Here is a 13,121-nt window from a genome sequence, read left to right on the forward strand (position 1 = left end):
ACCTTGTCAGGTCCATGCGGATTAAAAGCGCGACAACACGACCCCAGAACCTTGTCGATGACAGCCTAAGTGACGACATCAAACGTGATCTCGGTCTTATGGATGGAAGGCGAGGGCTTGGCTCTCCACGGGAGCGGCAGAGCGATGAAATGCGTGAAGCACTTCTGCGGCAACCAAGGCCGCTATGATCGCCGGGCGTTTGTCTTTGACGGTTGATCCGCCGATTGGCAGGGTCAGCCTTTCAAGATTGACGGACGCCTCGGCGTCGCTTTCCCGCTCGATCCAGTGGGCGAAGGTGGCGCGTTTGGTCTTTGAGCCAATCATGCCGACATAGGCGAGGTCTGCGCGTGCCAAGGCCTGTTTCGCAATCAGGAAATCCAGTGCGTGGTCATGAGTGACGATGATAACGGCGCTGCCAGCAGGAATGGAGGGAATTTTCGCCTCTGGCATGGCACTGAGATGTGTTGCCACGCCATCCGGCAGGTCGTGTAACTCGTCTTGCCGCGTCTCGATGATGCTGGTTGACATGGGTAAAAGCGAAAACGCCTGGGCAAGTGCCTTTCCGACATGACCGGCCCCGAAGATGAACACCGATGGCTGCGCGCGGTTTTCCTGCTCAAGCCTTGCCTTTAATTCTGCCGCCACCGTGTCATTGACCTCGGTGAAACGCAAAAGTGTGCGCCCACCACAGCACTGGCCAATTTCCGGCCCCAACGGAATGTCCATGCTGCCGGCCACCGTCTTGCCGCTCAACATCGCACGCGCGTGGTCAATGGCCATATATTCGAACTGGCCACCACCAATGGTTTGCCAGATGCCGTCCTTGGAGACGAGCATGATGGTACCCGCCTCGCGCGGCGACGAGCCTTTCACGGATTCAATTTCGATCAGGATGACTGGTTCTGCGCCATCCAGAAAGGCTGCAAGGGAGGTGTCGCGCATCAAGGCTCCCCCTTATACCTTCTTCAAGCGTTCGACGGCCATCAACACCCGTTCCGGTGTGGCCGGTGCATCAAGTCGTGGGCAGACCTTGTAATCGGCCACGCTGGCAACTGCCATGGACAATGCTTCCAGCACGGATATGGCCAGCATAAATGGTGGCTCACCTACGGCCTTGGAACGACCAATGGTTGGCTCGGCATTTTCAGCCCATTCCGCCAGCTTGACGTTGAAGGTCTTGGGACGGTCAGATGCCAGCGGTATCTTGTAGGTGGACGGTGCATGGGTGCGCAGACGCCCCTTGTTGTCCCACCACAGTTCTTCCGTGGTCAGCCAGCCCATGCCCTGTACGAAGGCACCCTCAATCTGGCCAATGTCGATGGCAGGGTTGAGGGATTTGCCGACGTCATGCAGCACATCGGCCCGCTCTACCATATATTCGCCGGTCAGCGTATCGATGGAAACTTCCGAGACTGCCGCACCATAGGCGAAATAATAAAACGGTTTGCCTCGACCGGCGGCACGGTCCCAGTGGATTTTCGGGGTCTTGTAGAAGCCGGCGGCAGAGAGCTGCACGCGACCGAAATAAGCCTGTTTTATGAAGTCGTTAAAGGCAACTTCTTCCAAACCGATTCTAATGCGGTTTGGCAGGAAGGTTACCTCTTCCGGTCCGACATTCCACTTTTCGCAGGCGAACTGGACAAGGCGTTCCTTGATCTGACGGGCAGCATCATAGGCGGCCATGCCGTTGAGATCGGTGCCGGATGAAGCGGCGGTGGCCGAGGTGTTGGGCACTTTTCCTGTCGTTGTCGCGGTAATCTTCACCCGACTGATATCGACCTGGAATGCATCGGCAATGACCTGGGCAACCTTGGTGTAAAGGCCCTGGCCCATTTCCGTGCCACCATGGTTCAGGTGAATGGAGCCATCATTGTAGATGTGCACCAATGCCCCGGCCTGATTGAAGGCTGTCAGCGTAAAGGAAATACCGAATTTGACCGGTGTCAGCGCAATGCCCTTGCGAATGATCGGGCTGGTCTTGTTGAACTCGATGATCGCCTGTCGCCGTGCCTGATAGTCACTGGACTGTTCAAGTTCTTCAACGATGCGGGCGATGATGTTGTCCTCGACCTCCTGATGATAGGGGGTGAGTGTGCGCCCCGATTCCGGCTGGCCGTAAAAGTTCAGCTTGCGGACCTCGAGCGGGTCCTTGCCGACTGCATAGGCGATTTCTTCAATAAAACGTTCCGCACCCAGCATGCCCTGCGGGCCACCGAACCCACGAAAGGCGGTGTTGGAAACGGTGTGGGTTTTCAACGGTTTCGAGGTCAGTCTTACATGCGGATAGAAATAGCTGGAATCAGCATGAAACAGGGCACGGTCGGTGACCGGGCCTGAAAGATCCGAGGAGAAACCGCAGCGTGCCGCATAGGTGGCATCGACAGCATGGATGCGGCCTTCATCATCAAAGCCCAGTTCGTAATCGACCCGGAAATCATGACGTTTGCCTGTGGTGCTCATGTCTTCGTCGCGATCAGGGCGGATCTTGATGGCGCGGTTGAGCTTCTTGGCGGCAATGGCACACAGGGCGGCAAACTGGTTGCCCTGCGTTTCCTTGCCACCAAAACCGCCGCCCATGCGGCGTACCTGCACGGTGACGGCATTGGACGGCACCTGCATGATGTGGCTGACGATATGCTGGATTTCGCTGGGGTGCTGGGTCGAGCTCCACACCGTGACTTCGTCATCTTCGCCCGGAATGGCCATGGCGATATGGCTTTCGAGGTAAAAATGCTCCTGTCCGCCAATCCGCATCGTGCCGGTCAGGCGACGCGGCGCAACATCCATCTCGAGTGCCGCTTCGCCACGCTTCAGCGTCATGGGGTCAACAACCAGCGGGGCATTGTTTTCCAGCGCGCTGTCGATATCGCTCCAGTGCGGCAGGTCTTCATAGGTGATCTTGGCTTTGCGGGCGGCACGGCGTGCCTGATCCCGTGTCTCGGCAAAGACCGCAAAAATCAACTGTCCATGAAACTCGACCTTGGTTTCTGCCAGCAGGGGTTCATCGTGACGGCCACCGGAGGACACATCGTTCTCACCGGGAATATCCTTTGCCGTCATGACCCAGACCACACCGGGCGCGCTTTCCACCTCGGAAAGGTCGATGGATGCGATGGTGGCGTGGGCGCGATCGGACATGCCCAACCCGCCGTGCAACAAGCCTGCGGGTTCGGGAATATCATCGATATATTCGGCACTTCCCGTCACATGTTTGTGTGCTGAATCATGTCGCAGCGAGCCATGCATCTGGCCCTCGACCGTGGTTTTTGCGGTGTCGAATGTTGTGGTGTCCATGGGGTCAGGCCTCCTGCAATTCGAAACGCTTGATCTCCTGCGGGGTGCCGGAGGTTTCCAGGAAGAAGCGGGTCAGCAGGTTCTTGGCAGTCAATTGGCGATAGGCCGCCGTGGCGCGCCAGTCGGTCAGCGGGGTGAAATCTTCGTCCAGCGTGTCACGGACCTCGTCGATGGTGGCTTGTGTCCATGGTTTGCCGGAAAGTGCAGCTTCCAGATTGGCCGCCCGTTTAGGGGTGCCGGCCATGCCGCCAAAAGCAAGACGGAGATCGCTGACGGTATTGTCCTCGCCAAGCGTCAGATGGAATGCGGTACAAAGTGCGGAGATGTCTTCATCACGCCGTTTGGAGATTTTATAGACCGCATAGTGACTGCCCTGTTTGGGTAGAGGAATGGTCACCTTCTCCACGAACTCACCAGACAGGCGATCCTGCTTGCCGTAGTCGATGAAATATTTCTCAAGCGATATGGTGCGCGGACCATTGGCTGCACGCAGTGTCAGTGTCGCGCCAAGTGCAATCAGAGCCGGCGGTGTGTCGCCGATTGGCGAACCATTGGCGATGTTGCCACCGATCGTGCCCATGTTGCGGACCTGCTGCCCACCAATACGGTCGATCAAGCGGGCGAAGGCCGGAATACGGGCGGCGATGGTTTCAAATGCCTGACTGTAGGTTACGCCGGCACCAATGGTGATGGTATTTTCATCCACTGCGATGGTTTGCAGTTCCGCGAGATTGTTGATGAAGACCACAGGATTGAGGGCACGCATCTGTTTGGTGACCCACAGGCCCACATCCGTGCTGCCGGCAACGATGGTGGCTTTCGGTTCCTGCTTCAGGATTTCGGCAAGTTCTGTGACCGAGCCCGGAATGATGCTGCGCTCATTTCCCTTCGCCACGGTGATGGTGCCGTTCTGCGCAATGGCCCAAAGGCGGCTGACAATCTCCGAGCGGTCACGCTGCAGCGGGTCGAACAGGGCGCTTGGACGGGCAGAGGAGACATGCTCAGCGGCGCGAACGATTGGCTCATAGCCGGTGCATCGACAGAGATTGCCTTGCAGTGCTTTTTCAATCGCTGCGCGCGAAGGCTTTTCATCGGAAAGCCACAGGCCGTAGAGCGACATGATGAAACCGGGCGTGCAGAAACCGCACTGCGAACCGTGGTAATCCACCATCGCCTGCTGTACCGGATGGAGAGTGCCGTCCTTTGATGCCAGATGTTCCACTGTCACGACATGGGTGCCGTGCAGCGAGCCTATAAAGCGGATACACGCATTGACGCTCTCATAGCGCAGCGATCCATCGATCAGTCGGCCGACCAATACCGTACAGGCGCCGCAATCGCCCTCTGCACAGCCTTCCTTGGTGCCGGTCAGTTTGCGGTTCAGCCGTAGATAGTCAAGGAGAGTGTCCGTTGGCCCGAAGTCATCAAGGGAAACGGTCTGACTATTAAGAATGAAGCTTATCGCGTCGTTCATGCATTGCCTTCTTTATCAGGTTTATTGGGCGGTCCAGCCGCCATCCACCGAGATATGTGTTCCGGTGATCTGTGATGCTGCGTCGCTGGCAAGAAATATTGCCGTTGCTGCGATGTCTTCAATGCTGACAAATTCTTTGGTGGCCTGCAGCCGTAACAGCGCCTCATTTTTAACTGCTTCCTCGCTGATGCCGCTGGTCTTTGCCATGTCCGGTATCTGCTGTTCTACCAAAGGCGTCAGCACGTAACCGGGGCAAATGGCATTAACGGTGATGCCGGTTTCCGCCAGCTCCAATGCCGCGGATTTGGTCAAGCCCATGATACCGTGTTTTGCCGCCACATAGGCTGACTTGTACGGTGAGGCAACCAGACCGTGGGCCGACGAAATGTTGATGATGCGGCCTTTCCCGGCCTTCTTCATCACCGGAATAGTGTGGTGCATGGTATGGAAAGAACTCGTCAGATTGATGGCGATGATCTGGTCCCATTTTTCCGGCGGAAATTCGTCGACCGGGGCCACATGCTGCACACCGGCATTGTTGACCAGTACGTCGATGCGTCCGAACTTTTGTTCGGCTTGCGCCACCATGTCGGCAATCTCTTCCGGCTTGGTCATATCGGCGGCGTGGTGGATGACATGCACCCCATTTTCCGCCTCCATCATCAGGCGGGTGTTTTCAATTTCACCGGGATCGCCAAGTCCGTTCATGACAATGTTTGCACCGTCCCTTGCAAAAGCTTGCGCGATTCCAAGGCCGATACCACTCGTTGAGCCGGTTACGATGACTGTTCTCGTCATATATGTTCCCCTGCGTACTTGATGACGCATTGCGAGCATCGAAGGTATGCTCAAACAGGGGCGGCTGGCAATCGGGTTTTCACAGCTTCCTAATATGGCTGCGGGTTGACAATGACGGCGAGGCGCATTTCCCTGCGACGGGACATGTGAGGAGCAAAATTATGGGTGAATACATTCTTGCAATCGACCAGGGCACGACGTCGAGCCGCGCCATCGTGTTCGATGCAAAGATGCAGGTTGCCGGGGTCGGGCAGAAGGAATTTCGCCAGATATTTCCGAAGTCCGGCTGGGTAGAGCATGATCCCGAAGAAATATGGGAAAGCGTGCTGTGGTCGATCAGGGAGGCGATCAAAAAGGCCGATATCAAGGCGGGCGACATTGCTGCCATCGGCATCACCAACCAGCGCGAAACAACCGTGGTCTGGGAGCGGGAAAGTGGCAAGCCCATACACAATGCCATCGTCTGGCAGGACCGCCGCACCGCAAAGGATTGTGAAAAGCTCAAACGAGCCGGGCATGAAAAGACCTTTACAGCCAAGACCGGCCTGCTACTCGATCCTTATTTTTCCGGCACCAAATTGTCCTGGCTGTTGTCCAACATCAAGGGCGCACGCAAGCGCGCCCAAAAGGGCGAACTGTGCTTTGGCACCATTGATACGTTTCTCATCTGGCGTCTGACGGGCGGCAAATCCTTCGTGACAGATGCCACAAATGCCTCGCGCACCCTGATGTTCAACATCGAAAAAAATCGTTGGGACGAAAAGCTGCTCGGCATTCTGGATATACCGCAGGCCATGCTGCCCGAAGTAAAGGATTGTGCTGCCGATTTCGGAACAACGGAAAAAGATCTGTTCGGTGCTGAAATACCCATTTTGGGGGTTGCGGGAGACCAGCATGCGGCCACCATTGGGCAGGCGTGTTTTGCGCCGGGCATGTTGAAGTCAACTTACGGTACCGGATGTTTTGCGTTGCTGAATACCGGCGCGGACATTGTGCGCTCCAAGAACCGCCTGTTGACGACGATTGCCTACCGGCTGGACGGCAAGACGACCTATGCACTGGAGGGGTCGATTTTTGTGGCTGGCGCCGCCGTGCAATGGCTGCGCGATGGCCTGAAGATCATAGAGAAAGCGTCGCAGACCGGCGAGTTGGCCGACAAGGCTGATCCTTCGCAGGAGGTTTATCTGGTGCCGGCTTTTGTCGGGCTTGGTGCGCCCTGGTGGGATGCGGAAGCTCGTGGTGCGATCTTTGGTCTGACGCGCGGCACTGGCCCCGCGGAGTTTGCGCGCGCCGCATTGGAGGCCGTTTGTTTCCAGACGGGTGACCTGCTGGATGCGATGCATAAGGACTGGAAAAATAACGGCGACGGTGAGACTGTATTGCGGGTGGATGGCGGCATGGTCGCAAGTGACTGGACGATGCAGCGACTGTCGGACATTATCGATGCGCCGGTTGATCGCCCCGTCATTCTGGAAACGACCGCACTTGGTGCTGCATGGCTTGCGGGCAGCCGGGCTGGTGTGTGGCCAGACATGGAGGCATTTGCAAAGGCGTGGTCGCGAGATAAGCGGTTTGAACCCAAAATGGAAACCAGTATCCGTAAAACAAAAGTGAAGGGGTGGAGGAACGCCGTTCGCAGGACGCTCGTTAAGGTCTGACGGCGCTTGTATCGGTTGGCCGACATCACACAGAGGAGGAAGCAGCATGCCAAGACTGGGAGAACATGAACTGTCCTTAACCCGTATATTTGATGCGCCACCTAATAAGGTTTATCGGGCGTGGACCGATCCTGATCTTTTGAAAGAATGGTTCACACCGCGACCCTATACCGTTTCCGACGTGGAAATGGATTTGCGGTCCGGTGGCGTTTTTAACGTAACCATGCGCGGTCCGGATGGTGAGGTTTATCCCAATAACGGCATTTTTCTTGAGGTTGTCCCCAATCGGCTTCTCGTGTTTACAGATGCCTATCAGGATGGATGGGTGCCCAGCGAAAAGCCATTCATGACCGGTTATGTGAGTTTTGAGGAGGCTGGAAACGGCCAGACACGCTACACCGCCAAGGCGCTGCACTGGACGGCTGAGGACAAGAAGACTCATGAAGAAATGGGTTTCGACGAAGGCTGGGGCAAAGCCGCCGACCAACTGGAGGCTCTCTTGGAGCAAATCTGAAGAGACTTCAAATTCTGATTCAACTGCTTGGCAGAGTGATTCAAGTTACGCTGCCAAGTGTTTGAAAACAGAATCGCATCTCTGATCTTACGGCCCGCTTCGGGGCAAAGTTTTCCTATCCATTTCATCGAACGGATCGTTCCATATTTTGAAATTGCCATAGTCTTTTGCGATGCCTATCTCTGCGTGAAGAAACAGGAGCATCGATCATGGAACTCGGTCTTTACACATTTGCGGATGTCGATCCGAACGCACCGGATGGCAAGGGACCGGAAGGTGCACGACGTCTTAAAAATCTTATCGAGGAAATCGAGCTTGCCGATCAGGTCGGGCTGGATGTGTTCGGTCTTGGCGAACACCACCGCCCGGACTATGCGGTGTCGTCGCCATCCACCGTGCTGGCCGCTGCCGCCGTCAAGACAAACAATATCCGACTGTCGAGCGCAGTTTCGGTTTTGAGCTCCGATGATCCGATCCGCGTCTTCCAGCAGTTCGCAACAGTTGACCTGCTGTCGAATGGCCGCGCAGAGATCATGGCCGGTCGCGGCTCCTTCATCGAATCCTATCCGCTGTTCGGCTATAATCTGGAAGACTATGACGAGTTGTTTGCTGAAAAACTCGACCTGCTACTGACCCTGCGTGAAAACGAGATTGTCACATGGTCTGGCAACAAACACACGCCGATCAATGGCCGTGGTGTTTATCCGCGCCCCTTGCAGGAAAGGTTGCCGGTGTGGATTGCCGTTGGCGGCACTCCGCAATCCGTCGCAAGAGCAGGAGCAATGGGCCTTCCGGTGGCGCTTGCGATTATCGGCGGCGAATACCGTCGGTTTGCACCGCTGTTTGATCTTTACCGCGAAGCGGCCCGCCGCGCTGGCCAGCCGGAGACCAAACAGAAAACCAGCATTAACGTGCATGGCTTTATTGCCGACACCACCGATCTTGCCGCTGACCAGTTCTATGGTCCGCAGGCAGAGGTTATGAACCGGCTGGGGCGTGAACGCGGATGGGGGCCGACCAGCCGTGCCCATTTCGACATGGCGCGTGGGCCGGAAGGCAATCTCTTCTTAGGTGAGCCAGAACTGGTTGCGGAAAAAATCATCAAAGCACATGACGTGTTCAAGAATGATCGTTTCCTGCTGCAGATGGCCATCGGTCTGATGCCGCACGATCAGATCATGCGCGGTATCGAGTTGTACGGTACGAAAGTCGCGCCGATTGTCAGAAAAGAATTGACTGGCAGCGCTGATAGGGTGAAAGCCACCGCATGATGTAAGTATAGGGTTGCGGCGCCAAACTGCCGCAATCCGCATGTCCGGGTAGTTTTATGATCGTCTCGTCCGAAGAAGAATTGGTGAAGCTGAAGGAAATCGGCCGCCTGTGTGCCGTTGCCCTGAATACCATGGCTGATGCGCTGGAGCCGGGTATCACCACGGCCGAGTTGGACGATATCGGTCGTAAAATACTGGAAGACAATGGTGCACAATCGGCACCAGAGTTCTGTTATCAGTTTCCCGGCGCGACATGTATCAGCGTCAATGAAGAAGTGGCGCATGGTATTCCCGGCGTGCGCATCATCAAGCCAGGTGACCTCGTCAACATCGACGTCTCCGCGGTAAAGGATGGCTTCTTTGGTGACACAGGCGCGTCATTCGCCGTGCCGCCCGTGAAAAAGGAAATCGAGCGTCTGTGCCGGGATGGTAAACGCGCCATGTGGACTGGTCTGCAGCAGGTAAAGACCGGCAAGCCGATGGCTGATATCGGAAATGCCATTGGCGCCTTTGCCCGCAAGAACCGCTACACCCTCATCACCAACCTTGCCAGCCATGGCATTGGCCGCTCATTGCATGAAGAGCCGCGCGAACTTGCGACATGGCCGGACAAGGATGAAACCCGGATCATGGAAGAGGGCATGGTTTTTACCGTAGAGCCCTTCCTGTCTACCGGTGCCTATTGGGCGGAAGATGGCGATAATGATCCCTGGACACTTTACAGCGATCCCAGTGCTCCGACCGTCCAGTTCGAGCACACGATTGTGGTGACCAAAAATGGTCCGCTCGTTTTGACGCTTGCTGACTGATTTTGCAGGGATTGCATTTGAGGTGAGGCCGGTGCCCAAAGCACCGACTCAGCGCTTGCCGCGTACCTTACTCTGTTGATCTACGCCCTAAATTGGCGACTATCCTTCGTTACGTAATATCAAGATGTTCAGTCGTCGGCGTAATAAATTCTATTTTACGCGCTGGATGACCACATCCAGAAGGCGAATATTCCCATTTGCTAACTTTCAACCGCTCTCCAAATATGCAAGCCTTAACGCAATCAGTGGTTGGGTCAGGTTAAATCAACTTAAACCTGATGGAGGACAGCCACCAAGCGTTGTGTATCGTCTATTCCGGGGGGAGCATGAGGTTCTACCGAAGCAGGTTGCTGGGATCAGCAGCTATTTTCGTCGTCGCTGTTAGCAGCGGTTTTCCAGCTTATGCCATTGATTGGACTGGCGGCACGTCAAACGATTGGCACAATCCAGCAAACTGGATTGGAGGTGTCATCCCGGTAGCGGGAAGCACTGTCAACATCAAGCTACCCGGCGTCGACGGGCGAACGAGCATCACCGATGCCGCGAGCTATAACAATCTGTACGTTGGTTCGGGGAGCGAAATTTACTTAGATATTTCGGGTAACGGCAGTCTGACGGGCACCAGTCTGAGTGTAGGTGAAGCCGTCGGTGAAATCGGCACTCTGACGATCTCGGGCGCAGATGCATTCTTGGCCACTGGATGGCTTACAGCAGGATTTTACGGCGATGGTACGATCCTTATTGAAGATGGCGGATCTGCAAGTACCGTTAATGCACTGCATCTCGGCCAATTTGCCGGCTCGTCGGGTACGTTTACCGTTGATGGTGAGGGTAGTTCCTGGACTGCCAGCGGTGGAGCCACAATTATCGGCCATACAGGTGAGGGCAAGTTTACGGTCAGCGGTGGCGCGACAGCGACAGATTACGCTGTAACGATTGGTTATAGTGATGGGGGCGTTGGTGCCGCACTGATCGACGGCGACGACTCGACATGGTCTATCACAGGCGGCGCATTGGTTGTTGGTTACGAGGGCGAGGGTGGCCTGACTGTGAGTGGCGGCGCTACGACCAATACTTTCAAGCGAGTAATCGTCGGTGACAAATCGACTGCTGAGGGGACAATCACAGTCACCGGAGCCGACAGCAGCTTTACAATAAACGGTACGACCTCCGACATTTATCTTGCCGTCGGTAGTTCTGGTGTTGGCACGGTCAAACTGGCTGATGGAGCATCGTTCAATAGCAATACGGCTGTTTTGGGCTTCTTGGCATCCGGTAACGGCACTCTCGATTTGACTGGAGCCGATACCAGATTTGTAAACACCAATTACATAGCTGTTGGTTATTATGGGATCGGTGAAGCAACTGTGCGGGATGGGGCCACCATTGCGGTAACCGGTGCTGCTGGTGTTCGAATTGGATATTTGGCAGGCTCAACAGGTACGCTGAATATCGGCGCTGCAGCAGGCGATACGGCTGGTGTTGCTGGACATATCGAGTCTCCCCAGGTGGTGTTCGGTCCCGGTTCAGGCACGCTCGTTTTCAATCACACAAATACTAGCTATGATTTTTCGTCCGCTATCTCGGGCACCGGCTTCATCAATCATCTCTCTGGTGTGACGACGTTTTCCGGCAACAGCTCCACGCTTGGTGGTATCACCAGCATCTCTGGTGGAACCGCGCTGGTTACCGGTTCGCTCGGCGGTATGATAGACGTTTTGAGCGACGGCACACTGGGCGGCACGGGCACTGTTGGCAAGTCAGGGTCCACGCTTTCGATCGGCAATGGTGGCACACTATCGCCCGGTCTTGTGGGTTCCAGAGGGACATTGTCTGTTGTGGGCGATCTCGCCTTTTCGACCGGCTCAACCTATGTCGTGCAGGTGTCAGGTCTTAGCAGCGATGCAGTGGTGTTGACCGGCGGGGCGGTGACCATCAATCCCGGCACGTCGCTGCAAATTTCGCTTTCCGGGGCCGCAAATGCCAGTCGGTACACCATCCTGAAGGCAACGAGTGTGACCGGCACATTTGTCACGATTGATTGGGGTGGATTGTCCAATTACGAAATCTCCTATGACAATGGTGTTGTTTCGCTTCTCTCAACGGTCAGTGTTGGCAATGGCGGGTCTGATCTGACGCCAAACCAGTCTTCGGTGCTGTCTGTTCTGCAATCCGGTGGCGCGCCTGGTGGTCTCTGGTCTTCGCTCGGTTCCGTGTCTGACAGTGAGCAGGAAGAGGCACTGCGGCAATTGTCGGGCGAAACTCATACCGCACCGCGTGCCGCCTTTTTCCAGACCGCCCAATCCGTCAACAACACGGTGAATGGCCGTATCCGTTCCATGACCGATGGGGTTGCTGCACCCTCCGTTCCAGCCCTCGGTTATGCCGAGGAAACAAAACCGGCCAAAAGTGGCCAGTTTGCATCCTTCGAGAAGAAAACGGATGTTTTCGATCAGGACCGGTTCTCCGTCTGGACAAACGGTTTTGGTTCCTGGGGCAAAGTTGACGGTCTGACTGGCAGTCCCGATACCGATATATCTAATGCGGGTGTGTTGATCGGTGGTGACGCTAGCATCTCCGACAATTGGCGGGTCGGTGTGTTTGGTGGCTACAGCCGGTCATCATTTGACACGTCAGACAGTGACGGCGACAGCAACAACTATCATCTCGGTGTCTATGCCGGTAGCCGTTGGGATGCCATCTCGTTTCGTACTGGCATCAACTACACTTGGCACAGGGTCGACACGGTGCGCGAGGTTGATTTTCTCGGTGAGACGCTGAGAGCTGACTATGATGCCAGCACCCTCAACATGTTTGGCGAGATGAGCTACCGTATCGATGTCGCACCTGCATCATTCGAACCCTTCGTTAGCCTGAGCCATATACGGGTAAAGACCGATGGCTTTACCGAAACCGGTGGCCTTTCCGCCCTGACCATGGGTGAGACCGATTTGAACACCACCTACACGACACTTGGGTTCCGCGCGTCGACCGATCTTGATGTCGGGTCTGTTCCGGCCACATTGCGTGGCTCCCTAGGCTGGATCTACGCCTTTGGTGACGTGGAGCCGGAAACCACGGCCCGGTTCGCCTCCGGTGACAGCTTCAGAGTGGTTGGCACGCCACTGGACAGAAATACGGCGATTGTGCAAACGGGAATGGATTTTGCTCTTTCGTCGGCCTCGACCTTAAGCATATCCTATACCGGGCAGTTCAGTGCCAAAGCCTATGACCATGGCGTCAACGCCAAGTTACAGGTTCGTTTTTGATTTCAATGCAATTCTGAACGGCCAGTCGCTTGTA

General features: G+C 55.7%; 9 protein-coding genes. 5 read left to right on the forward strand and 4 right to left on the reverse strand.

Annotated elements, in window-relative coordinates; genetic code table 11:
• Nucleotides 1-96 precede the first annotated feature (96 nt).
• Genes xdhC through M2418_RS02500 form a run of 4 tightly spaced genes read right to left on the reverse strand, consistent with a single transcriptional unit; the run spans nt 97 to nt 5,566 of the window.
• The gene (gene xdhC, locus M2418_RS02485; RefSeq protein ID WP_259143576.1) at nt 97-942 is read right to left on the reverse strand and encodes a xanthine dehydrogenase accessory protein XdhC; all 846 of its coding nucleotides are present in this window, start codon (nt 940-942) and stop codon (nt 97-99) included.
• Between the two features lie 12 nt (nt 943-954).
• Nucleotides 955-3,294: a xanthine dehydrogenase molybdopterin binding subunit gene (xdhB, locus tag M2418_RS02490; RefSeq protein ID WP_259143578.1), complete on the reverse strand. Its 2,340-nt coding sequence runs from the start codon at nt 3,292-3,294 to the stop codon at nt 955-957.
• Between the two features lie 4 nt (nt 3,295-3,298).
• Nucleotides 3,299-4,768 carry a xanthine dehydrogenase small subunit gene (gene xdhA / locus M2418_RS02495; RefSeq protein ID WP_259143580.1) on the reverse strand — a complete coding sequence of 490 codons (1,470 nt, stop codon included), beginning with the start codon at nt 4,766-4,768 and terminating at the stop codon, nt 3,299-3,301.
• A gap of 21 nt (nt 4,769-4,789) precedes the next feature.
• On the reverse strand, nt 4,790-5,566 hold the full coding sequence (locus tag M2418_RS02500) for a 3-hydroxybutyrate dehydrogenase (RefSeq protein WP_259143582.1): 777 nt from the start codon (nt 5,564-5,566) through the stop codon (nt 4,790-4,792).
• A gap of 161 nt (nt 5,567-5,727) precedes the next feature.
• Here M2418_RS02500 and glpK point away from each other — a divergent pair, with 161 nt between their 5' ends.
• The 5 genes from glpK (at nt 5,728) to M2418_RS02525 (ending at nt 13,087) form a co-directional block, all read left to right on the forward strand.
• Complete coding sequence (gene glpK, locus M2418_RS02505) at nt 5,728-7,224, forward strand: glycerol kinase GlpK (protein WP_259143584.1); 1,497 nt, start codon at nt 5,728-5,730, stop codon at nt 7,222-7,224.
• A 46-nt stretch (nt 7,225-7,270) separates the two neighbouring features.
• A complete protein-coding gene (locus tag M2418_RS02510; RefSeq protein WP_192488351.1) occupies nt 7,271-7,738 on the forward strand; it encodes an SRPBCC family protein in 468 nt (155 codons plus the stop codon).
• Nucleotides 7,739-7,947: 209 nt separating this feature from the next.
• Nucleotides 7,948-9,009 (forward strand): LLM class flavin-dependent oxidoreductase, encoded by a 1,062-nt coding sequence (locus M2418_RS02515; protein ID WP_259143587.1) that lies wholly within the window; start codon nt 7,948-7,950, stop codon nt 9,007-9,009.
• A gap of 56 nt (nt 9,010-9,065) precedes the next feature.
• On the forward strand, nt 9,066-9,818 hold the full coding sequence (gene map, locus M2418_RS02520) for a type I methionyl aminopeptidase (protein ID WP_250982001.1): 753 nt from the start codon (nt 9,066-9,068) through the stop codon (nt 9,816-9,818).
• Between the two features lie 326 nt (nt 9,819-10,144).
• Entirely contained in the window at nt 10,145-13,087 is a 2,943-nt protein-coding gene (locus M2418_RS02525; protein ID WP_259143600.1) for an autotransporter domain-containing protein, read from the forward strand.
• Nucleotides 13,088-13,121 lie beyond the last annotated feature (34 nt).

The organism is Rhizobium sp. BIGb0125 (assembly GCF_024810055.1).
Classification (GTDB): Bacteria; Pseudomonadota; Alphaproteobacteria; order Rhizobiales; family Rhizobiaceae; genus Agrobacterium.

Bases quoted from the DNA above. Each gene is read 5' to 3' on its own strand.
- xdhC (WP_259143576.1), bottom strand. From the start codon at position 942: ATGCGCGACACCTCCCTTGCAGCCTTTCTGGATGGCGCAGAACCAGTC.
- xdhB (WP_259143578.1), bottom strand. From the start codon at position 3,294: ATGGACACCACAACATTCGACACCGCAAAAACCACGGTCGAGGGCCAG.
- xdhA (WP_259143580.1), bottom strand. From the start codon at position 4,768: ATGAACGACGCGATAAGCTTCATTCTTAATAGTCAGACCGTTTCCCTT.
- M2418_RS02500 (WP_259143582.1), bottom strand. From the start codon at position 5,566: ATGACGAGAACAGTCATCGTAACCGGCTCAACGAGTGGTATCGGCCTT.
- glpK (WP_259143584.1), top strand. From the start codon at position 5,728: ATGGGTGAATACATTCTTGCAATCGACCAGGGCACGACGTCGAGCCGC.
- M2418_RS02510 (WP_192488351.1), top strand. From the start codon at position 7,271: ATGCCAAGACTGGGAGAACATGAACTGTCCTTAACCCGTATATTTGAT.
- M2418_RS02515 (WP_259143587.1), top strand. From the start codon at position 7,948: ATGGAACTCGGTCTTTACACATTTGCGGATGTCGATCCGAACGCACCG.
- map (WP_250982001.1), top strand. From the start codon at position 9,066: ATGATCGTCTCGTCCGAAGAAGAATTGGTGAAGCTGAAGGAAATCGGC.
- M2418_RS02525 (WP_259143600.1), top strand. From the start codon at position 10,145: ATGAGGTTCTACCGAAGCAGGTTGCTGGGATCAGCAGCTATTTTCGTC.